Origin of the sequence: Rhizobium sp. RAF36 (assembly GCF_052114105.1) — a bacterium.
Taxonomy (GTDB): domain Bacteria; phylum Pseudomonadota; class Alphaproteobacteria; order Rhizobiales; family Rhizobiaceae; genus Rhizobium.
In genome coordinates this window covers 762,256-784,350 of the sequence record NZ_JBFREC010000002.1, presented here as the reverse complement: position 1 = coordinate 784,350, position 22,095 = coordinate 762,256, and the positions used below count along the sequence as shown (strand labels likewise).

The 22,095-nt window shown below is 61.7% G+C and carries 17 protein-coding genes; 8 read left to right on the top strand and 9 right to left on the bottom strand.

The window, feature by feature from the left end; translation table 11 throughout:
- Positions 1-50: 50 nt before the first annotated feature.
- Both AB4Z25_RS09775 and AB4Z25_RS09770 read right to left on the bottom strand, forming a co-directional pair.
- Positions 51-512, bottom strand: a complete 462-nt coding sequence (locus tag AB4Z25_RS09775; RefSeq protein WP_112386488.1) for a BA14K family protein — start codon at positions 510-512, stop codon at positions 51-53.
- 160 nt (positions 513-672) lie between these two features.
- Positions 673-1,917, bottom strand: coding sequence for an aromatic ring-hydroxylating oxygenase subunit alpha (locus AB4Z25_RS09770; protein ID WP_112537138.1), 1,245 nt, complete (start codon positions 1,915-1,917; stop codon positions 673-675).
- A 395-nt stretch (positions 1,918-2,312) separates the two neighbouring features.
- Between AB4Z25_RS09770 and AB4Z25_RS09765 the strand changes: the two genes are divergently transcribed.
- Genes AB4Z25_RS09765 through AB4Z25_RS09755 form a run of 3 tightly spaced genes read left to right on the top strand, consistent with a single transcriptional unit; the run spans position 2,313 to position 5,389 of the window.
- The gene (locus tag AB4Z25_RS09765; RefSeq protein ID WP_112386519.1) at positions 2,313-2,918 is read left to right on the top strand and encodes a DUF6656 family protein; all 606 of its coding nucleotides are present in this window, start codon (positions 2,313-2,315) and stop codon (positions 2,916-2,918) included.
- A gap of 55 nt (positions 2,919-2,973) precedes the next feature.
- On the top strand, positions 2,974-3,948 hold the full coding sequence (locus AB4Z25_RS09760) for an L-threonylcarbamoyladenylate synthase (RefSeq protein ID WP_112537137.1): 975 nt from the start codon (positions 2,974-2,976) through the stop codon (positions 3,946-3,948).
- A 16-nt stretch (positions 3,949-3,964) separates the two neighbouring features.
- A complete protein-coding gene (locus AB4Z25_RS09755) occupies positions 3,965-5,389 on the top strand; it encodes an FAD-binding oxidoreductase (RefSeq protein WP_112537136.1) in 1,425 nt (474 codons plus the stop codon).
- Here the strand turns inward: AB4Z25_RS09755 and AB4Z25_RS09750 are convergent.
- Positions 5,386-8,214: a DUF1217 domain-containing protein gene (locus AB4Z25_RS09750; RefSeq protein ID WP_112537135.1), complete on the bottom strand. Its 2,829-nt coding sequence runs from the start codon at positions 8,212-8,214 to the stop codon at positions 5,386-5,388. The two genes, AB4Z25_RS09755 and AB4Z25_RS09750, sit on opposite strands and share 4 nt — an antisense overlap.
- A 313-nt stretch (positions 8,215-8,527) precedes the next feature.
- Between AB4Z25_RS09750 and AB4Z25_RS09745 the strand changes: the two genes are divergently transcribed.
- Positions 8,528-9,094, top strand: a complete 567-nt coding sequence (locus AB4Z25_RS09745) for a DUF6101 family protein (RefSeq protein ID WP_112386520.1) — start codon at positions 8,528-8,530, stop codon at positions 9,092-9,094.
- Positions 9,095-9,149: 55 nt separating this feature from the next.
- Here AB4Z25_RS09745 and ubiA read toward each other — a convergent pair whose 3' ends face one another.
- The 4 genes from ubiA to AB4Z25_RS09725 form a co-directional block, all read right to left on the bottom strand.
- Complete coding sequence (gene ubiA, locus AB4Z25_RS09740; protein ID WP_112537134.1) at positions 9,150-10,109, bottom strand: 4-hydroxybenzoate octaprenyltransferase; 960 nt, start codon at positions 10,107-10,109, stop codon at positions 9,150-9,152.
- A 333-nt stretch (positions 10,110-10,442) separates the two neighbouring features.
- Entirely contained in the window at positions 10,443-11,024 is a 582-nt protein-coding gene (locus AB4Z25_RS09735; protein ID WP_112537133.1) for a histidine phosphatase family protein, read from the bottom strand.
- A gap of 53 nt (positions 11,025-11,077) precedes the next feature.
- The gene (locus tag AB4Z25_RS09730; protein ID WP_112537132.1) at positions 11,078-12,337 is read right to left on the bottom strand and encodes an SAM-dependent methyltransferase; all 1,260 of its coding nucleotides are present in this window, start codon (positions 12,335-12,337) and stop codon (positions 11,078-11,080) included.
- A 134-nt stretch (positions 12,338-12,471) separates the two neighbouring features.
- Positions 12,472-14,778 (bottom strand): Tex family protein, encoded by a 2,307-nt coding sequence (locus tag AB4Z25_RS09725; RefSeq protein ID WP_112537131.1) that lies wholly within the window; start codon positions 14,776-14,778, stop codon positions 12,472-12,474.
- A gap of 429 nt (positions 14,779-15,207) precedes the next feature.
- Between AB4Z25_RS09725 and glyS the strand changes: the two genes are divergently transcribed.
- The 3 genes from glyS to AB4Z25_RS09710 all read left to right on the top strand — a co-directional run bounded on the left by glyS (position 15,208) and on the right by AB4Z25_RS09710 (position 18,871).
- Positions 15,208-17,403 (top strand): glycine--tRNA ligase subunit beta, encoded by a 2,196-nt coding sequence (glyS, locus tag AB4Z25_RS09720; protein ID WP_442207949.1) that lies wholly within the window; start codon positions 15,208-15,210, stop codon positions 17,401-17,403.
- A 111-nt stretch (positions 17,404-17,514) separates the two neighbouring features.
- Positions 17,515-18,420 carry a hypothetical protein gene (locus AB4Z25_RS09715; protein ID WP_442207948.1) on the top strand — a complete coding sequence of 302 codons (906 nt, stop codon included), beginning with the start codon at positions 17,515-17,517 and terminating at the stop codon, positions 18,418-18,420.
- Positions 18,421-18,490: 70 nt separating this feature from the next.
- Positions 18,491-18,871, top strand: coding sequence for a cupin domain-containing protein (locus AB4Z25_RS09710; RefSeq protein ID WP_112537128.1), 381 nt, complete (start codon positions 18,491-18,493; stop codon positions 18,869-18,871).
- 46 nt (positions 18,872-18,917) lie between these two features.
- On the opposite strand, the gene AB4Z25_RS09705 is transcribed toward AB4Z25_RS09710, so the two are convergent.
- Complete coding sequence (locus AB4Z25_RS09705) at positions 18,918-19,130, bottom strand: tautomerase family protein (RefSeq protein ID WP_112386501.1); 213 nt, start codon at positions 19,128-19,130, stop codon at positions 18,918-18,920.
- A 96-nt stretch (positions 19,131-19,226) separates the two neighbouring features.
- Here AB4Z25_RS09705 and AB4Z25_RS09700 point away from each other — a divergent pair, with 96 nt between their 5' ends.
- Positions 19,227-20,141, top strand: a complete 915-nt coding sequence (locus AB4Z25_RS09700) for a LysR family transcriptional regulator (RefSeq protein ID WP_112537127.1) — start codon at positions 19,227-19,229, stop codon at positions 20,139-20,141.
- 99 nt (positions 20,142-20,240) lie between these two features.
- On the opposite strand, the gene AB4Z25_RS09695 is transcribed toward AB4Z25_RS09700, so the two are convergent.
- Entirely contained in the window at positions 20,241-22,064 is a 1,824-nt protein-coding gene (locus AB4Z25_RS09695; RefSeq protein ID WP_112537126.1) for a methyl-accepting chemotaxis protein, read from the bottom strand.
- Positions 22,065-22,095: the final 31 nt, after the last annotated feature.

The window sequence follows — 22,095 nt, the reverse complement described above, 5'->3', positions numbered from 1 at the left end:
AAAAAGCCCGGCATCTCTGCCGGGCCTTTATCATCTCGATGCGCCTTGTATCAGTAGGGCGAGTAGCACTGCTGGCGCGGGCCGTTATACGGCTGGAAGGTGTTGTCGTAGACACGATACGAGCGGTAGCGGTTCTCGCACCACGACACATGGGCAGCTGTCAGGCGCGGTGCGGCATATCGGGGCGGCGGCGCATAGTAGCGCGGCTGCGAAGCGATGGCACCACCGATGATCGCACCGGCACCGAAGGCAGCCAACGGATACCAGTAGCCGTTATAGTGGCGGTAGCCGTTGCGATAATACGGATAGCCACGATAGCCGCCATACCAGCCGGGGCCCCGGCGCGGGTAGTAGCGGCGATACTGGACGTCCTGAATGCTGGAAGCCTGTTCCTGCTGCTGAATGACCTTCGGCGCTGCTGCCAGCGGCATGGCCTCAGACGGCAGGAAGCTCGTCAGGACAACAGCGGCGGACAGCACAGCGGCCGAAATCTTCTTACTGAGACCAATCATTGTCGTTCTCCATCCCAAGAGCGGAATTTGCCTGTCAGCAAACGCGCAGGGAGGGAAAAGGTTCCCGGCACCGTTTTCTTCAAGCACGGGTTGAAGTTACGAAAGCGCCGATGAACCGGAGATTAACCGGCTCATCGGCGCTGGCAAGATCACGCAAATGTCAGGCGACGACTGAGAGCTTCGCCTGATCGCCCTGCAGGCGATTGACCATGAAGTTCGAGTACCATTCGAGGAACTGCATGACGCCGCCCTCGTGCAGCATCGAATAGGGACCGGGCTCATAGGCCGGCGAGTGAATGCCGAAAGCGTTCTCTTCGACGATGCGGCGGTCCTGGTCGTTGGTCTCGGTCCAGACATGCGTCAGTTCTTCGAGATCGTAATCGACGCCTTCGACGGCATCCTTGTGAACGATCCACTTGGTCGTCACCGCGGTCTCGTTGGCGCTGAGCGGGATCACGCGGAAGGAGATCGCGTGGTCGCCGAGCAGGTGGTTCCAGGTGGTCGGATAGTGGAACAGCAGCATCGTGCCGATGCGGTCGATGGTGACGTCCTCGGACAGCTTGCGCTTGACCGCCGGGCGGCCCGACATGGTGTAGCTTTCGGCGTCCTCGATCAGTGGCATGCGCGCGGTACGGAACTGGCCGTCAGGCGAGATCTGGAACTTGCTCGGCAGGCCGGCAGCCTCGCAGCGTGCCCAGTGGCCGGCGATTTCAGGATCATCGGCGCCGCCATCGGTACCGGTGACGCTCGGCGCTTCCGGATAGGTGCGGCAGAGTTCCGGGTGGTTTGCGGCGCAGTGATAGCACTCGCGGTTGTTTTCCCAGACGAGCTTCCAGTTGCCCTTCTCGATGATGGTGCTCTGGAAGGCGATCTTCCCTTCAGCGAGGCGATGCGGCAGCATGTAAGGCGTCACCATGTCGCGAACCGGCTGGAAATCCGGTGCCTTGTCGGCGAGGCAGATGAAGATATAGCCGCCGAAGCTTTCGCAATGGATCGGCTTCAGGCTGAAACCGCTCTTGTCGAAATCGTCGCCCATGTGGCGGGCGAAGGCGAGCTTGCCGTCAAGATCGTAGGCCCATTGATGATAGGGACAGACGAGCCGGACAGAGGAGCCGTGCTCCTTGGTGCAGACGCGCGAGCCGCGGTGGCGGCAGGAATTGTGGAAGGCGCGGATGACATTGTCGCGGCCGCGGACGATGACGACGGGATACAGGCCGATCTGCACGGTGAAATAGGCGCCGGGCTTCGGCAGTTCGCAATCATGGCCCATGAAGAGCCAGTCGCGGTAATAGATCATTTCCATATCGAGCTTGAAGTAATCCTCGTCGATATAGAAAGGCTGCTCAAGGCTGAAGCCTTCGCGCCGGTTTTTGAGCTGCCGCAAAACGTTGCTTCGAATGTCCATTTGCATATCCTCGTGCAATCGGCTCAGCCATCAAAGGCATGGCTTCGGAAGCGATCGCTTCCCTCCCTTCCGGGAGCATTGGTCATGGGGGCATTTAAGCACCGGGCATCCCCGGTTCTTGGTTGTAAAGCGACATCGGCTTCGAAATTGACGACAGGATGACGAGCGGCTGCGAAAATCGGAGCCCCGATGGATTTTCCACTCTTTTCATTCGATTGCGACATCACAAGAAGAACTGCCGCCGCCCGCTTTCCGCTTTCACAAAGGCAATATTATCCCAGATACGACACGATGGCACTGCAAGTTTTCGGGGGTCGATGCCATTGGCGGCCTTAAGGGCGCATTAAGCATGAACTCCTATTCTTGTGGCAGAGACAAACGCGGGAATGCGGATCATGGCGAAACTTCGCTATTTCGACGCCAAGGACGAAACCAGACCGGAGGAGGCTCCTGCGGCGCCCCATTCCGAGTTTCTGCGGACGGGAAAGATTACCCGTGACCGCGCTCACTGGCTGGCAGAAGAGCGCCGCTACCTGACGCATGACGAAGTTGCCGAGAAGACCGGCCGCAAGCTGCAATCGGCAGGAAACCAGGCACATCAGCAGATAAACGGCTTTCATCGGGCCATCCAGTTCCCGAAGATGGTGTTTCACCGGACGCTCAGCGACAGCCCGCATCTCGGCTACTGTCATGTGACGGCCTCGCGCACCAAGTTTGCGCGCTACGAGGAAGTCAGCTGGGCTTTCTATATCGCCAATTTCTATGCCGATATCGGCGACAACGACAACTTCTTCCACAAGATCAACATGCAGTATTCGCGCATGTATTTCGCCGTGGCGATCAAGCCCGGCGAGCATACGGCAGAGAAGATGACGATCGACCGGTCGGTGCGCGGCAACGGCGTGCTATTCCGCACCGACGATCCGCAGGCGGCGATCCGCAACGTGCTGCTGCTTGGCGCGCGCAACGAACAGCTCCGGGAAATCATTCGCCAGCTCTGATATTGATCGCAGGCGCTCAAGAGCATAAGGGACTGCCTGAGATTATAGGCAGTTCATGGCACGTATCATCGACATTACCGCAAGCCGGGAAGACGCGCTCAGCGCAGCCTTTGCCGTGCTTGGCGAAGGCTATCCGGTGGCGATCCCGACCGAGACCGTTTACGGGCTTGCGGCCGATGCCACCAACCCCGCCGCCATTGCCCGGATCTATGAGACCAAGGGCCGCCCGCAGTTCAATCCGCTGATCTGCCATATGGCCGACCTTGCGATGGCGGAGGAATATGCGGTCTTCGATCCGCTCTCGCGGCTTCTGGCGGAGGCCTTCTGGCCCGGGCCGCTGTCCCTGGTGCTGCCGCTGAAAGAGCAGAGCGGCATTCATGCCCTGGCAACCGCTGGGCTCGACACCGTCGGGATCCGGGTTCCGAAGGGTTTTGCCGGCGAGCTGATCCGCACCTTCGGAAAGCCGCTTGCCGCCCCCAGCGCAAACACATCCGGCAAGATCAGCGCCACCAGCGCAGACCACGTCGCCGATGATCTCGGCGGCAAGATCCGTTTGATCCTCGACGCGGGGGCAAGCGACGTCGGCGTCGAGTCGACGATCGTCAAGGTCGAGAACGGCGAGATGACACTGCTGAGGCCCGGCGGGCTGGCAGCCGCGGACATCGAGCGCGTTGCGGGCAAGCGCCTGCGCCGCAGGAAGAAGGCCTCAGCCGCGATCGAAGCGCCGGGCATGCTCGCCTCGCATTATGCGCCGGGTGCCGCCGTGCGGCTCGATGCCGATGCCGTCCTGCCTGGCGAGGCAGTAATCCTGTTCGGGCGAGCTGAAATCCGCGGCATTGCAGATGCCGCGATCCAGCTGAACCTCAGCCCGGCAGGCGACCTGGCCGAGGCAGCCGCCAACCTGTTCGACTATATGAAGAAAGCCGATGCCAGCGGCGCGGCAACGATCGCGTTTTCACCAATCCCCGATGAGGGACTTGGCGAGGCGATCAACGACCGCTTGAGGCGCGCTGCCGCACCGCGCGAATAACAAGGACCGAGCCCCGATGAGCGTATCCCCGGAACTTCTCGACCGCTTCACCGCCATCGTCGGCGAAAAATATGCACTGCGCAGCGAGGCCGAACTTGCACCGCACCTGGTCGAGAACCGCGGCCTCTATCACGGCTCCTCCCCTCTCCTCCTGAAGCCTGCCAATGCCGGTGAAGTCTCAGCGATCCTGAAGCTTGCCACCGAGACCGGCACCGCAGTCGTGCCGCAGACGGGCAATACCGGGCTGGTCGGCGGGCAGACGCCACGCGAAGGCAAGTCCGACATCATCATCTCGCTGGAGCGGATGAACAAGATTCGCGACGTCGATCCGGTCGCCAACGTTCTAGTGGCCGATGGTGGCGCGATCCTCGCCGAAGTGCAGAAGGCGGCCGAGGCGCATGGACGGCTGTTTCCGCTGTCGCTCGGCTCCGAGGGCTCCTGCCGTATCGGCGGCAACCTGTCGACCAATGCCGGCGGTACGGCGGTGCTGGCCTATGGCAATATGCGGCAGCTCTGCCTTGGCCTCGAGGTGGTGCTGCCGACCGGCGAGATATGGGACGGACTGCGGCGGCTGAAGAAGGACAATACCGGATACGACCTGCGCGACCTCTTCATCGGCGCCGAAGGAACCCTCGGGATCATTACCGGCGCGGTACTGAAGCTCTTCCCGCAGCCGCTCGGCAAGCAGGTGGCCTTTGCCGGGATCGGCAGCGTCGAGGACGCGCTGGCGCTCTTCAATCTGGCAGGCAGCCTTTGCGGCACCTCGCTGACCGGCTTCGAGCTGATGCCGCGCTTCGGTGTCGAGATCACCAGAAAGCATATCGACGGTGTACGCGATCCGTTGGAAAGCCCGCACCCCTGGTATGTGCTGATCGACATCTCGACCTCGGATTCGGCCGAAACCGCCGAGCGGATGATGAACGCGCTTCTGGAAAAAGGTTTTGAGGAAGGCCTGGTACAGGATGCGGCGATCGCCTCATCGGTTGCCCAGCAGCAGGCGCTTTGGCACATGCGCGAAAGCATGTCGGAGGCGCAGAAGCCCGAGGGCGGTTCGATCAAGCACGATGTCTCGGTGCCGGTTTCGCGGATGCCGCATTTCATGGCGGAAGCGGCTGAGGCCGTAATGGCGGCGATGCCTGGCGCGCGCATCTGCGCCTTCGGCCATATGGGCGACGGCAACATCCACTACAACATCTCGCAGCCCATCGGCGCCGACAAGAACGCCTTCATTGCCCGATGGCATGAAATGAACGGGATCGTGCATGGAATCGTGCGCGCCCATGGCGGCTCGATCTCGGCCGAGCATGGTATTGGTCAGCTGAAGCGCGACGAGCTCGCCGCGATCCGCTCCGAAATCGAGATGGATCTGATGCGCCGCATCAAGCGCGCCTTCGACCCCGCCGGCATCATGAACCCCGGCAAGGTCGTCAGCCTCGATTAACCGAGGACGCCGGCCGCCTTGGTCGTTCCGCCATTCGTCAGGATCTGCAGGGCGGGCGCCTGGGTCGTGCTGTTCTGGATGTCGTACATTGCCGTGAAGCGCTTCACCAGCTTGTCGACCTTCTTGGGATCCCCGAGATCCTTCAGATCCATGAACTTCTGCAGCATCGCCACCTGCTTGTCGACATCCATGCTGGAAACCTGGCTCGGCAAGTTGAAGGCCGTCTGGACGACCTGGAACAGCGCCTTGTCGCCAAGGATGGTGTAGAGCGAGGTAATGTTCGGCGCCTGGCGGGTGAAGTAGAGCGCAAGACGGGTGCCGTCGTTGTTCTGCCCCTGCTGCGTTTCCAGCGTCTGCGCGAGGTAGCCCTGTTGCGTGCGGTCGAGCGCACCCTGGTCCTGGACCGCGCCGAGCTTGGAGCGCGTCAGATTGCCGTCCTTGTCGAAGTTGAAGTCGGCGACGATATCCTTGAACTTGGTATCGGCCTTGGTGTTCAGATAGCTCTTCGGATCGGCGGGATCAGAGGTGAAGATCTTCTTCAGCGTATCCTTCTTGTAGTCCTTCGGGTCGAGACCGACGGACTTGAGTATGAAGTCGGTGAGCTTGCTGTTGCCCAGCAAGTCGTCGAGCGACTTCACATCGTCCATGCCCTTGGCGAACGCATCGACGTCCTTCGCCGCATCCTTCGATGCCTTGTCCTTGGCCGGACCGTCAGCCATGAACATCAGCAGGTGCGACTTGTAGTTGGTCGCGTATTTCGCCATCGACGCGTCGGAGAGCGGCGCCAGATGCTGACCGATTTTGCCATCGCTGCCGAAGTTGAAGGCGCGGGCGAAATTGGTGATGCGCTCATCCTTCAAGGAAGCGACATAGCCCTTCGGATCGTAGGCATCGCTCGTCAGCACCTTGCGGGCCATCGACTTCGGGAGGTCCGCTTCCGTCAAGCCGAAGGCCTGCAGCGCGACATGATACATGTCGGGAAGGTCGTCGTTTCTCTTGCTGAAGTCGATCTGCTTGTTGTCGCGCAGGAAGTCGTTGATATTCTTGACGTCCGAGAACGTCCCTGTGCCGACGCTCGAGGTGATGAGGTTCTTGTAGTTTGTGGTGATGTCATCCATGAAGTCGTTGGCTTCATCGTCGTAGCGCTTCATGTACTGCGTCGAGGTCTGCGTGGTAGCCGCGGCGCTCTGGGCACCATCGGGCGACGTGACCGTCCCATCCGTATTGAAGTTAAAGGCGTCGTGAAGCTCCGTGAGGCCAAGCTGGCCGGCGAGGCCCGAATTGACCAACACCTGGCGCAGGCCGGTATTATCAAGCCCGTCGACAAGACCGCTACCATAGCCATGCCTGCCAAGGCTGTAGGCGGCCTTGATGTACGACGTCATGCGGTCGTCGCCCATCAACTGATCGACGTTGGTGATCGTCTTGATCGTCTTTTCGAAATAGGACTTGTTGAAGGCCGCCGCCGCCGGCGTGACGTAATAGACGTCGTCAGGTTCGCCTGGTGCGTCGTCGTAGTCCACGACCTTCTGCAGAGAGTTCAGTGTGTACTTCTCGAGGATGCCGTTCTTCTGATCGGTCGTCTGCGCCGCGCCGACCGTCGAACCATCGGCATTGAAATTGAAAGCCGAGGGCGCATCGGGCGCGCCGACCGAAGCCGCGTAAGCAGGGTCGGTCAGCAGCTTCGTGACATTCTCGTCGGTCATCGACATCGGCACGCCGAAGGCGACCTTCACATAGGAGGACAAGCCGGGATCGGCGACGATATCGTCGGCACCGGTCACGGTTTCCATGATCCGCTTGTAGTAAGCCGTGGACTGATCGAAGCGGGTAGCGGCGGTCACCGTCTGCGCGGCGGTCTGCGCGCTGCCGTTGACACTGCCATCGGCATTGAAGCTGAAGGCCGAGTTGAGGGTCGTGTAGCCCTTGGCCGCGGCTTCCGTCGGATCGGTCAGATAAGTCTTCAGGTCGGCATCCGAAACGGTGCTGCCGACATTGTAGACCGCGCGGACGAAATTGTTGAGCTTCTGGTCCGACAGCAACTGATCAACATTGGCAATGCTGCCGATCGCCGACTGGAAATAGTCCTTGCCGTTGGCATTGGCGCGGCTGACCAGATCGGTCTGCTGCGTGGCCGTCTGCGGCGGCTGCGGCGTCGCACCGGTCGTGCCGTCGGCAGCGAAATTGAAATAGCTGGCCATATCCTGATACTTGGCGTTGGCCTGCATATTGACGAAGCTGTTCGGATCGCTGACGTCGCTCGTCAGAACATTCTTCAGGAAGCTGTTCGACACATAAGTGCCGTCGATGCCGAAGGTCTTGAACACGAAGTCCTTGAGACGCGGATCGCCGACCAGATCATCGACACTCGTCACATCGCGCATCGCCGATTTGAAATAGGCAGACTCGGTCGCGGCGTCCTTGCCGCTATCCTGATACGACTGCGTGTAGAGGCCGATCATATCGTCCTCCTGAGAGGAGGTCTGGGCCTGTGGCGCTGCCGTGTGAAAATTAAAGGCGGCGGCGAATGTCTTGTAACGGGAATCGGCCAGCTTGTTGGCGAAGCTGTTGGCGTCGGTCAGATCGCTTTCCAAAACCTTCTTCATGAAGGCCTTGGCATAGGTCATGTCGCTGAGACCGTAGGCGTCCATGGCATAACTGTAGAGCTTATAGTTGCCGAGAAAATCGTCTACGTCTTTGACCTTGTTGATGTTCGCCGCATAGTAATCGGCATTGCTCTTGACGGTCGACTGGGATGCGACACGATCGAGGCTCGTCTTCATATCTTTCGACAATATCGCGTAAGCAACGGAAGATGAAATCATCGAGAGCGCCCTTTTCGGGAAAATACCTAAAAGAATAACGGGATATGCTGTCTCGATTTTGCCACTTAAAGCTTACTTGAGGCTTACCGACGCGGGTGCCGTTATGGCACATGCTCTTATGAGACAACGTTCACATTCCAGAAACCCTGCCACATTCGATTTTGATAACCATCAGGAAAGGCAGCGTTTTCTTAACCGCAAATTTTAAGCGGTCCGGAAGAGGCCGCGCCTATTGTCGAGCCATAGAGGGCGAAAAAGCCCCGAGGAGAAGACCGGAAACCGGCTCTCAGGTAAGACAAGGGTAGAAATGAACATGAACAACACCGTTATGAAGCCCGCATGGGCTGGTACGACACTGCGCCTCGATCCGTCGCGCTTTCCCCAGCAGGTCAGCTACGCCATCCATGACGCCTCCGGTGACGTCAACATAACGATCGACGAACGTGGCGCGATCCTGCGCAAGGTTCTCCCCTCCAGCGGCCTGCCGCTCTCCATCGCCCTGCCGAAGCGCGCCTTCAAGGGTGTTGCAGCCCGGGCGATCGACCATGGTGACGGCGAAGTGACCGTGACCCTGGAACTCCACCACGAAGATCCCGATCTCTGTGTTCCCCTGCTGGTCGCCCATGACCTCGGCGACATCGCCGCCGACTGGCGCGGCTGGTCGGAAGCCTTCCGCATTCCGATGCTGATGGTCGAGGCCGATGGCGTTGCCCGCCCGCTGGAAGAACATCTCGGTGATCTGCGCACCAGCCACATGAAGCCGCGCCGCCGCCACTCCTATTTCGCCAACCGCCGCCCCCGCTTCCTGGTGCGCCGCACCACCGGCAAGCTTGGCGTTTCGATGAAGATCGAAGGCAAGGAAATCATCGCCCGCAACTAATCGCGGCGAGAGCTCAAGCAGAAAACCCGGCCTTGCGCCGGGTTTTCTGTTTTGATCAGGGCAGCGTCAAAAGCAGCGAGACGAATAGACCGGCAAAGATGATCAGGCCGACGCGGTTGTTCGACTTGAAGAGATAGAGGCATTGGTCGCCATCGTTGATGTCGAGCTTGACGATCTGCCAGGCAAACATGCCGGCGGCGATCGCCAGGCCGAGATAGGCAACAGGCCCGACGCCCGCCAGAACGAAGGCAAGCAGCATCAGCGCCAGCGTCAAGCCGTAGAGACCGATCAGCCACTGGCGGGTTCGGTCGCCGAACAGCCGCGCCGTGGAGCGGACGCCGATCAGCTCGTCATCCTCCTTGTCCTGATGCGCATAGATCGTGTCATAGCCGATCGTCCAGACGACGGAGGCGATGTAGAGCAGGACGGCGGCGAGCGACAGGCTGCCGAAAATGCCTGCCCAGCCCATCAGAGCGCCCCAGGAGAAGGCAAGGCCGAGGAAGAATTGCGGCCAGTCGGTGAAGCGCTTGGCGAAGGGGTAGAGCGCCACGATGCCGAGCGACAGGATGCCGAGGATGACGGCAAACCAGTTGAACTGCAGCAGCACGATCAGGCCGACGAGGGCCTGCAGGACGATGAAGATCTTTGTCTGCGTGCGCGTGACGCGGCCTGATGGCAGCGGCCGCGAGCGGGTGCGCGCCACTTCCATGTCGATCTTGTGGTCGACGAGATCATTGTAAGCGCAGCCCGCGCCGCGCATGGCGACGGCGCCGATGAAATAGAGGATCAGATGATAGACGGTGCGCCCGCCGGAAAAGCTGCCTTGCATCGCCGCCGCATTGGCAGCAAGCGCCACCGACCAGAAGCACGGCCACATCAGCAACTGCCAGCCAATCGGCCGGTCCCAGCGCGCCAGCTGCGCATAGGGCCAGAGCCAGGGTGGCAGGATCCGGTAAACCCAATTATCCGAAGGCGCGTCGGCGACTCGCCCGTTCAGTCCGTCGATCTTTTGCATGGGGGCATCTAGCGACGGTGAGCGCGGCGGGTCAAGCGGGCATGGGGACGCGGGTTTGCGGTTTGGGAGTGAGGGTCTACCATGATGCCATCCGAAAGCGTAAATGAAACTCCCTCGTGCCGGAGCCCCCTCACCCTACCCTCTCCCCGAGGGGAGAGGGGAAGTCGGCGCAAGCGTCAGCCTCATCGTCCCTTCTCCCTTGGGGGGAGAAGGTGCCCGAAGGGCGGATGAGGGGGCTGCGGGCACAGCCATTGATCCAAAGTAGTTTTTCGCCGCGCAGACGCGCGTCGGCTGGATTCCTATGACAAGCACAGGAATGACGGAGGGCGTAGATTACCTCCCATTCCATCGCCGAATCACCGGCTCGGTCAGGTCGTGCTCATAACCCAGCACACTGACGCTCGCCGTATCCAGCACGAATTTCGATCCGTCTTCCGGCGGCAGGCCGAGCCAGCGGGCGGCCAGCACGCGGAGGAAATGGGAGCTCGAGAAGATCAGGACGGGAGCGTTCAGCGCGCGCAGTCCGGCAATGATGCGGTCGGCGCGGGCGCCGGTGTCGGCGGCGGTTTCGCCGTCCGGGCAGCCGTCGCGGAAGAGCTGCCAGCCGGGGCGGGTTTTCAGGATTTCCTTGGTGGTGATGCCTTCATAGGCGCCGTAGTCCCATTCGGCGAGATCATCCTTGATGACGGCGTTGGCTCCGAAGCCTGCGAGGCTGCAGGTGTTGCGGGCGCGTTGCGACGGGCTTGACCAGACGGCGGATGCCGGAACGCCCTGGAGACGGGCGGCGAGGCCGCGAGCGGCTTCTTCACCTTTGGCGGTCAGCGGGATATCGCTGCGGCCGGTATGCTGGCCGGACAGGCTCCATTCGGTTTCGCCGTGGCGGACGAGGGTTATTTCGGGATGGGCGCTAGCCATGACAACAATGATCCTTGAAGCGAAAAGCGCGGCTCGATGGCCGCGCTCGATTGTCAGAAGCTAATCTTTTCCAAAGGCGGACGCACCGCCTCGAATTCCTTCAGCTTCGTTTCGGCCGCCGGAATGTAATTGCGGTTATCGGGCGTCGAATACTGGTTCTTGGTGATCTGGATCTGCATGATGAACAGCTCGTCCCAGCGGAAGCCGATCTCGGAGCCGGCGAGATAGAACTCCCACATGCGGAAGAAGCGTTCGTCATAGAGCGCCACTGCCTCGGCCTTGCGGGCAACGAAGCGGTCGCGCCAGTGGCGCAGCGTGTAGGCGTAATGCAGCGGCAGGACTTCGACATCGCGGACCAGCAGCCCTGCTTTCTCGATCGCCGGAATGGTTTCGCCGATCGAGGGGATATAGCCCTGCGGGAAGATGTATTTCTCGATGAAGGCGTTGGTGGCGAAACTCGGCTTCGGGCGGGCGATCGAATGCAGGACCATGACGCCGTCATCGGCCAGAAGTTCGTGCACCTTACGGAAATAATTGGCGAAATTGCCGATGCCGACATGCTCGAACATGCCGACGGAGACGATGCGGTCGAAGGGTTGCGCCCGCATCGTCCGGTAGTCCTGCAGCTCGAAGCGGACGCGATCGGCAAGGCCGCGCTTTTCGGCGCGGTCGCGCGAGATCTTCAGCTGCTCTTCGCTGAGCGTGATGCCGGTATGGTCGAGACCCGGCGTCGCCTCGGCGATATAAAGCCCCATGCCGCCCCAGCCGGAGCCGATCTCCAGCACGCGCTGGTTCGGCTGCAGCAGCATCTTGGCGGCGATATGACGCTTCTTGGCGACCTGCGCCTCCTCCAGGCTGATGCCCGGCGGATCGAAATAGGCGCAGGAATATTGCCAGTCTTCATCGAGGAACAGCTCGAACAGCCGCTCCGACAGATCGTAGTGATGGGCGACGTTGCGCTTGTTGTGATTGACGGGCAGACGGCTTTTCAGCTGCTGCAGGGCGATGCGGCCGATGAGAAGCGCCGCCATCGGAATATCGAAGATCTCGTTGGTGGTGTTCTGCTTCACCATGGCGAGGAAGTCGTAGATGTTGCCGTGTTCAAGAATGAACCGGCCATCCATATACATTTCGCCAAGCTTGAGGGTGGGGTCGCGGCGGATCAGCTTTTCCGCCTCTTCATCGGCGATGCGAACGGTGACCAGATCGCCGCTACCATCACCGACAATATGTGTCTCGCCGTTGGCGAGTGTAAGCTTCAGATTACCCTTGCGGATGATTTTCTGGACAATCGACAGGAATCCCGACGCCATGATGAGGCCTCGCAATGTGACAGGACGGTCACATCAACTTAATAGCTCTCTCGTGTCTGACAAGCGCACAGTTTAGCACTTTGGCAACAACGCTGCCAAAGTGTGACATTTTTGCAATTATCAGCCCTAAGTGCTTATTTTCGTTTCATCGCTTCGGCCAGCGCGGCGCCAAAAGCGCCTTGGCTCTCGGGTTTTGACGGCGCAGGGCGCGAAGAATTCTGCGACCGGGGCGCGTTGTTCGTGCGCTGCTCGCCTCGTGGCGGGGGTGCTGTACCATCGTCCTTGCGCATCGAAAGAGCGATACGTTTGCGCTTGGCATCGACCTCGACGACGCGGACCTTCACGACATCGCCGGCTTTGACGACCTCATGCGGATCCTTCACGAAACGGTCGGCGAGCAGGGAAACGTGGACAAGGCCATCCTGATGCACGCCGATATCGACGAAAGCGCCGAAGGCCGCGACATTGGTGACCGTGCCCTCGAGCATCATGCCGGGCTTCAGGTCGGAGATTTCGTTGACGCCTTCGGCGAAGGTCGCGGTCTTGAAGCTCGGGCGCGGGTCGCGGCCGGGCTTTTCCAGCTCCGAGATGATGTCCTTGACGGTCGGCAGGCCGAACTGTTCGTCAATGAACTTGCGCGGATCGAGTCCCTTCAAGAGGACGCTGTCGCCCATCAGCGAGCGCAGATCGCGGCCGCAGGCGGCGACGATCTTCTTGGCGACGCCATAGGCTTCCGGGTGCACCGACGAGGCATCCAGCGGCTCCTTGCCGTCAGGAATGCGCAGGAAGCCGGCGGCCTGTTCGAAGGTGCGGTTGCCGAGGCGGGCGACCTTCAGCAGGTCCTTGCGGCTTTCGAAGGGACCGTTCTGATCGCGGTGGACGACGATGGAATCGGCGATCGAGCGGCTGAGGCCGGAAACGCGTGACAGCAGCGGTGCTGAGGCGGTGTTCAGATCGACGCCGACGGCATTGACGGCATCTTCGACGACGGCATCGAGCGAGCGGGAGAGTTTGCCCTGATCGACATCGTGCTGGTATTGCCCGACGCCGATCGACTTCGGCTCGATCTTGACGAGCTCGGCGAGCGGATCCTGCAGGCGGCGGGCGATGGAGACGGCACCGCGCAAGGAAACATCGAGATCCGGGAATTCGGCGGCGGCGGTTGCCGATGCCGAATAGACGGATGCGCCGGCTTCGGAGACGATGACCTTGGTGGGTTTCGTGCCCGGAAGCTCGGCCAGCATGTCGGCCACCAGCTTCTCGGTCTCGCGGCTGCCGGTGCCGTTGCCGATCGAGATCAGCTCGACATTGTGCTTGCGGATCAGCGAGGCAAGCTCGACCTGGGCGCCGCGCACATCGTTTCTCGGCTGGAACGGATAGACGGTGGAGGTGGCAACCACCTTGCCGGTGCCATCGACGACGGCAACCTTGACGCCGGTGCGGATGCCCGGGTCGAGGCCCATCGTGGCGCGGGAGCCGGCAGGCGCCGCCAGAAGCAGGTCCTTGAGATTGCGGGCGAAGACGTGGATCGCCTCTTCCTCGGCGCGCTCGCGCAGCTCACGCATCAGATCGAGCGATAGCGACATGGAGAGTTTGACGCGCCAGGTCCAGGTAGCGACATCCATGAGCCAGCGGTCGCCGGGGCGGGAGTTGCCGATCTCGTAGGCGATGGCGATCATCCGCTCGACCGGCTTGTTCGGCGATGCGGTCTCGGCATCGACCTCGATGGTCAACGTCAGCACTTCCTCGTTCCAGCCGCGCAGCATGGCGAGCGCGCGGTGGCCGGGGGCGGTTGCCCAGCGTTCGGAATGGTCGAAATAGTCGGAGAATTTCTCGCCAGCGGCCTGCTTGCCATCGACGACTTTGGCTTTCAGCAGGGCTGCGCTGCGCATATGGGCGCGCAGCTTGCCAAGCAGATCGGCATTTTCGGCAATGCCTTCGGCAACGATATCGCGGGCGCCCTCGAGCGCGGTCTTCACGTCGGGGACGTCAGCGGTGATGTAACCTTCGGCCAGCGTTGCCGGCTCCCTGGTGCGATCAGCGAGGATGGCTTCGGCGAGCGGCCCGAGGCCACGCTCGCGAGCAATCTCGGCGCGGGTGCGGCGCTTCGGCTTGTAGGGCAGATAGAGGTCTTCGAGCTCGGCCTTGGTGGCGGCGCCGGAAAGCTTGCCCATCAGCTCGTCGGTCATCTTGCCCTGAGAATTGATCGACTCGACGATGGTGTCGCGCCGCGCTTCCAGTTCGCGCAGATAAACCAGCCGCTCGGCGAGGTTTCTGAGCTGGGTATCGTCGAGGCCGCCGGTCACTTCCTTGCGGTAGCGGGCGATGAACGGAACCGTCGCGCCCTCGTCCAGCAACTCGATCGCCGCCTTGGCCTGATCCGGCCGGGCGTTGATTTCCGAGGCGATGACGGCGGAGAGCGAGCGAAGGTCTGCGGCCATGGGATTCCCTGATCGTTGACGAAAGTTGGCGGACCATAGCGGCGAAAAACGGCAAGGCAATGCCCGAGGGCGGTTTCCACAGTGGAAAGGGATTGTCAAAGCTGGCTTTGGGCGGGTGGCAGCCCCCTCTGCCCTGCCGGGCATCTCCCCCACAGGTGGGGAGATTGGCTGGGCGCACCCACTCGCTCCAGCCTTGGTTGTTTGGGGAGATGCGCGCAACGAGTCGATCTCCCTCCTTGTGGGGGAGATGCCCGGCAGGGCAGAGGGGGGTGTCACGCCCACCAAGCCCGCAATCGACGCACCCTCGACGAAATGCCCCACCCTCCCCCACCGCGCGGCGTTTTTGCGGTTGTGCAGACGCGGCATTCTTTGGTAGCAGAGGCGACCGTTTTGGACCGTCCCGGACCCGGTGACGCAAGGAAAAGTGACATGCCTGATCTGCTTCTAGAACTCCGCTCCGAGGAAATTCCGGCCCGTCTGCAGCGCAAGGCTGCCGGCGACCTGAAGAAGCTCGTTACCGATGCGCTTGTCGAAGCCGGTCTTTCCTATGAGGGTGCGCGCGAATACTGGACGCCGCGCCGCCTGACGCTCGATATCCGCGGCCTGACGGCGCGCTCCGCCGATGTGCGCGAGGAAAAGAAGGGCCCGCGCACCGACGCCAACGAAAAGGCGATCGAAGGTTTTTTGCGCAGCGCCGGGCTGGCTTCGATCTCCGAGGCGCAGGTGCAGAGCGACCCGAAGAAGGGCGATTTCTACGTCGCCGTCATCTCGCGCCCGGGCCGTGACGCTGAAGAGATCATCGCCGGCGTGATGCCCGGCATCATCCGCGACTTCCCGTGGCCGAAGCCCATGCGCTGGGGCAAGGCGTCGGCCAAGCCCGGCTCGCTGCGCTGGGTGCGTCCGCTGCAATCGATCGTCTGCACCTTCGGCACCGAGCACGAAGAAACCACGGTCATTCCGTTCGAGATCGAAGGCATCGTCGCCTCGAACATCACCTACGGCCACCGCTTCCATGCGCCCGAGGCCATCACCGTGCGGCGGTTCGACGATTACGTCGCAAATCTGGAGAAGGCCAAGGTCATTCTCGATGCCGAGCGCCGCAAGGAGATCATCGCCTCCGACGCCGCCAATCTGGCCTTTGCCAGCGGTCTTGAGCTGGTCGAGGACGAAAGCCTGCTGGAAGAAGTTTCCGGCCTCGTCGAATGGCCGCAGGTGCTGATGGGCGCCTTCGAGGAAGACTATCTGTCGATCCCCTCCGAGATCATCCGCCTGACGATCAAGACGAACCAGAAGTGCTTCGTCACCCGCAAACAGGGTGAGGAGACGCTTTCGAACAAGTTCATCCTGATTTCCAACATCGAGGCGACCGACGGCGGCAAGGAAATCATCCACGGCAACGGCAAGGTCGTGCGCGCCCGCCTCTCCGACGCGCTGCATTTCTGGAAGCGCGACCAGGGCAACCTGCCCGATCTGGAAACGCTGGAAGCCTCCGCCAAGGCATTCGATCTCGACCTGAAAAAGCCGCTCGACCAGCGCATGGCGAAGCTCGATGCACTCAACGTCACCTTCCAGGCAAAGCTTGGGACGCAGGGCGAGCGGGTGCAGCGCATGCGGGCGATGGCTGCGAAGATCGCCTTTCCGCTCAGCGCCGACCACAAGCTCATCGACCGGGCAGTCGTGCTCGCCAAGGCGGATCTGCGCACCGAAGCCGTCGGCGAGTTCCCGGAACTGCAGGGCGTCATGGGCCGCAAATATGCGGTGCTGCAGGGCGAAGACAGCGCTGTTTCGACCGCTATCGAGGACCACTACAAGCCGCAGGGCCCGTCCGACCGTGTGCCTGAAGACAAGATCGCCATCAGCGTGGCGCTGGCCGACAAGCTCGACACGCTGATCGGCTTCTGGGCGGTCGATGAGAAGCCGACCGGCTCCAAGGACCCGTTCGCGCTGCGCCGCGCCGCACTCGGCGTCATCCGCATCATTCTGGAGCGGAACGTCCGCCTGACGCTGCTGCCGCGCATCGTCAGCCATATGGGCCGGATCGATGACGACATCGCCGACAAGGCCGGCGTACCGAGGGCTGAGCAAGGCGTGGACCTGTCGCGTCAGCTCGACCTGCTGTCGTTCTTCCACGATCGCCTCAAGGTCTATCTGCGCGATCAGGGCGCCCGCTACGATCTGATCGATGCCGTGCTGACGCCGGAGACGGACGACATGTTGATGGTTGCCCGCCGCGTCGAGGCGCTGACCGCCTTCATCACCTCCGAGGACGGCAGGAACCTCTTGGCCGGCACCAAGCGCGCCACCCAGCTGCTCGCCGCCGAAGAGAAGAAGGGCACCGTCGTTGCCGACGGTGTCTCGGAAGCGCTCTTGAAGCTCGATGCTGAGAAGGAACTCCATGCGGCCGTCGCCCATGCCTCCGCCGAGGCTTCGGCTGCGATCGTCAACGAGGACTTCCGCTCGGCGATGGCCGCGCTGTCGAAGCTGCGCGCCCCTGTCGACCGGTTCTTCGAAGACGTGCTTGTTAACGACGAGGACGCGGCGGTCCGCGCCAACCGTCTGGCGCTACTGCGCCTGATCCGCGAGGCGACCGGCACCGTGGCCGATTTCTCGAAGATATCAGGATAGCCAGGTATCGAGCCGTCATCCTCGGGCCTGTCCCGAGGATCTACCGAGCGAACCGGATCGTGAAACTGCAGATCCTCGGGACAAGCCCGAGGATGACGTTGGGAGAGACGGGTGAAGGCCTACAATATCGAAGTCCTCCCGCAACCGGTTTCCGAGGAAGGGCCGCGCGGCGGTGGCTGGTGTTTCGGCCTGCCGCCTGGAATCGTCGAGGAACAGTGGCCGCTGGATGCCAATACCGGCTATCCGCTGCAGCACGGCTTCACGCTGCTGCTGCCGCCTGAATATCGCGGCTTCGGGGCCGATATCGTTGCCCTCTCCTTCTTCGGCAGCGCTCATGACGACGACGAAGGACGTGTCGACGAGATTGCGGCGCTGATTGCCGATCCTGACGCCAGCGAGCCTAGTGATGGCGATCTCTATCCCTTCTGGATGAGCGAGCGGCTTCGCCATCCCCGCCTTCACCGGATGGCGGATTTCCTCGGGCGCTCGCATGCGGTGATCCTGCTGACCGAGGAGGAATTCAACGCGCCCTTCTGCCAGCCGCCGCGTCTCCGGCCCAACGCATACCGCGACCGCATCCGGCGGCCCGAATGGCTGGCGCGCGGCACTGCTGCGGTCTATCTCGACGATCAGACGGAGAATTACGGGCTGCTGCAGATGCTCGGCGACACCGATCATGCCGACCTCGCCTATAACCGCGCCCTCGACATCACACCGCGCGCCGAAGACCCAAATGCCGGCATCGCGCCGCGTGACGAGTGGGCAGCGGCCGAAACGGGATACCAGGCCTTCTATTACTGGGAAGGCGACGAGGTCGAGGAAGAGAATTACCGCGAGCATGCCTGGGCGGCGGATCACCTGCCCGATCATATCGGCGGCTCGATGCGCCCGGCGCAGAACATCCCCGATATCAGCCCGTACTACATCGAGTTCGAGGAATATCTCGGCGGCTTCAACTTCGGCGGCGGCAATGCCTGGCTCGACCTGCAGACGCTGACGTTCGACTGGGCGCAGTAAACGCCGGCACAAATGTACAAGACCGTCTGTGAGCCCTGATCTACACTGCCCCGGCAAGATGGAGATCAGCATGGACCAGCCGACCAAGACATATAACGCTATCAATTTCGCCGAGAAGCTCGCAAAATTCAGCGACCAGTGGCAGCCGCGGGTGATTGCGGAACTCAACGACTACCAGTTCAAGATCGTCCGCATCGAGGGCGATTTCATCTGGCACGATCATCCGACGACCGACGAGGCGTTCATCGTGCTTGAGGGCGTTCTCCGGATCGATTTTCCCGATGGCGCGGTGTCGATCGGCCCCGGCGAGATGTATGTCGTGCCGAAGGGCATCAAGCATAAGCCCTATGCCGCTTCCGAGGTGAAGATGCTGCTGATCGAGCCGCGCGGTACGCTGAACACCGGCGAGGAAGGCGGCGAGCGGACGGCGAAGAGCGACCTCTGGATCTGACGAAAGCGGCTGGCGGACAACGCCGCCAGCCTGCCTTGGTCTGCGGCTATTGCCGCTCCTTCTGCATCTTGGCGATGGTGAAGGTTTCGTCCGCACGGCCATAGCCGCCATCGACCACCTCATCGACGAGAACCATCGTGTAGGGCCGCACGCCCTCGCCGAAATAGCCGACGAAGATGGCTGTCGTCTTGTGGATGAGGTCTTCCTTCTGTTCGGCGCTCATCGTGCCCTGCGGAACCTTGAAATTGGCGAATGGCATGGTCGTCTCCCTGGCTGGGTGGTTGGAATGACCAGAGGCTACGCCGGGTGCCGTCATACTTGAAATCGATAGTTGATATGTGCATTCATCCACGGCATGGATTTACACGGCATCGATCTCAATGTCCTTGTCGCCTTCGACGCACTGATGCAGGAGCGCAGCGTCACCAAGGCAGGCATCCGTATCGGGCGGACCCAGCCGGCGATGAGCGCGGCGCTCTCGCGTCTGAGAGCACTGTTTCAGGATGAGCTGTTCGTGCGCGGGCCGGACGGGCTGCAGCCGACCCCGCGGGCGGCCGATCTGGCGGGGCCACTGCAGCAGGCGCTGGCGGAAATCCAGAAGACGCTGGCGTTTACGCAGCGCTTCGAGCCGCAGGCCTCCACCCTCACCTTCACACTCGGACTATCGGATCACCCGGCCTTCGTCCTACTGCCGCAGTTGATACAGCAGCTTGCGGCACGCGCGCCCAGCATCACGCTGCAGGTCAGGAATTTCAGCGCCCGCGACGACGCCATTGACATGCTGGATTCCGGCGAAGCGGATGTGACGATCGGCGTTCCCTCGGCAGCGGCAGGGCGGATCCTGACGCAGCCGCTTTTCGAAGAGCGGTTCGTCTGCATATTGCGCAAGGATCATCCGCTGGCGAAGGCGCCGCTCGATCTCGAGACCTTCCTGAGCCTAAGGCACCTGCTGGTGTCGCCTGAGAACGACCGTTTCGGTCATGTCGATATGGCTCTCGCCAAGTGGGGTCTGAAGCGGCGCTTGGCACTGACCCTGCCGCATATGTATGCGGCGCCGCTGCTGGTCGCCCGGTCGGACATGATCGCGACATTGATGGAAGGTGTCGTCGATGCCTCCGGCCAGGCGGATAATCTGATCGCCTGGGCGCCGCCTATCGATCTGGCGCCCGTGCCTTTCGTCATGTCCTGGCACCGGCGGAATGACGCGCATCCGGCGCAGCGCTGGTTTCGCGCGGTCATCGCCGCCCTGCCCGTTGCGGCTGGCAGCTGATCACGGCGAGGCTTAGAGGAGCGCCAGAACGAGCAAGACCGCCGGATTGCTCCGGCGGCCGCTAATGCTGGTCTTGATGAAAAGGTCTGTAATAAAAACTCAGGCTGCGCGGCGGTGGTGAACTGCCGTTGCGGCGTGCGCGACATTGCCGACGCGGAAGCCCCGGATCAGATCGAGCAACTCGTCGGTATCGGCAGCCAGCGTTTCTGCCGAAGCGGTGGTCTCTTCGGCCATCGCCGCGTTCTGCTGCGTTGCCGCATCCAGCTGGTTCATCGAGGACGAGATCGAGCGCAGCGTGGTGTCCTGTTCGGAGGCGCTGTGGGCGATCTTGGCGACGATTTCGTTTGCGGCCTTGATCTGATCGGAGATGCGCTTCAGGGCTTCGCCTGCTTCACCGACGAGGCGGACACCCTGGTCGACCTGGCTGGAGGAGCGGGCGATCTGATCCTTGATCTCCTTGGCGGCAGCGGCGGAACGCTGGGCCAGTTCGCGGACTTCCTGAGCGACGACCGCAAAGCCCTTACCGGATTCACCGGCACGTGCCGCTTCGACGCCTGCATTCAGAGCCAGCAGGTTGGTCTGGAAGGCGATCTCGTCGATGACGCCGATGATCTTGCCGATCTCGTCCGAGGACTTCTCGATGCCGCTCATTGCGGTGATCGCTTCGGTGACTACAGCATCGCTGCGCGAGGCTTCGGTGCTGACTTCACGGACGCGCTGGCTGGCTTCGTGGGCGCCTTCCGCCGTCTGGCGCACAGCGACCGTGAGCTCGTCGAGAGCCGCCGAGGTTTCTTCGAGGCTGGCGGCCTGACGCTCGGTGCGCTGCGACAGTTCGTTCGATGCGCGGCGGATTTCTTCCTTGCTGACACCGATGTCGCTGCCCTTGGTGCTGACCTTGGCCATGGCGGCTTCGAGGTGCGACAGGGCGTCGTTGAAGTTGTCGCGAAGGGCTGCGTATTTCTGGCCGATATCGGCGCAGCGGACGGTCAGGTCGCCGCGGGCGATCTGTTCCAGTGCCTGGCCAATGGTGGTGACGACGCGGGCCTGAACCGACGCTTCGTCCTGCTGACCGCGCAGGTTGGTCTCGCGCTCCGTTTCGAGCGCCAGTGCCTGAACCGCTTCGCGTTCGGCCATGGCATGACGTTCTCGCACCTTTTCCTGCAGCGACTGCGTCGCCTTGGCCATCATGCCGATCTCGTTGTTCATGCCGGTGTGCGGAATGGCAATCGACACATTCTCGTTGGCAACGGCCTCAAGAGCCTGGTGGACATCCTTCAGCGGCAGCGAGATGCCGCGGATGACCAGATAGGCCGCAACGATGGCGAGAAGCGAAAGGATAAGGCTGCCGGAGAGAGCGCTGAGGATCTTGTCATTCACCTGGGCGTCGAGATCATCCATATAGACGCCGGTGACGACCACGACCTTCCAGGGATCGAAAGCCAGTGCATAGGCCGTCTTGCGGAAATCGCCTGCCGGCTGACCGGGCTTGGCGGTCGAATAGTATTCGACAAGGCCGCCGCCCTGCTGGCCGAGCTTGACCAGCTCTTCGCGATAGAGCTTGCCCTTGCTGTCCGGCTGACCCTTGTTGATCTGCCCGACCTTCGAGGCGTCGTAGTGGAACATCATCTGGATGTCGTAGCTATAGCCGAAGAAATAGCCATCCGGATCGTATTTCATGGCGTTGAGCGTGGCGTAAGCCTGCTTCTGGGCGTCTTCCAGCTTCATCTCGCCGGCATCGACCTTCGCCTGGTATTGTTTGAGGACGGAAACGCCCGACTGGACCTCCGACCGGAGCATATCATAACGCTCCTTGTAAATCGCATTGACCGAGGACCGGACCTGCAGAGTGGTTGCGATCGCAAAGGCGACCATCAATCCGGTAACCAGCAAAATCAGTTGTTTTGAAATCTTCAGCTTTTTCATGGTGCCCCACAGCGGAAAGGACGAAAGGGTT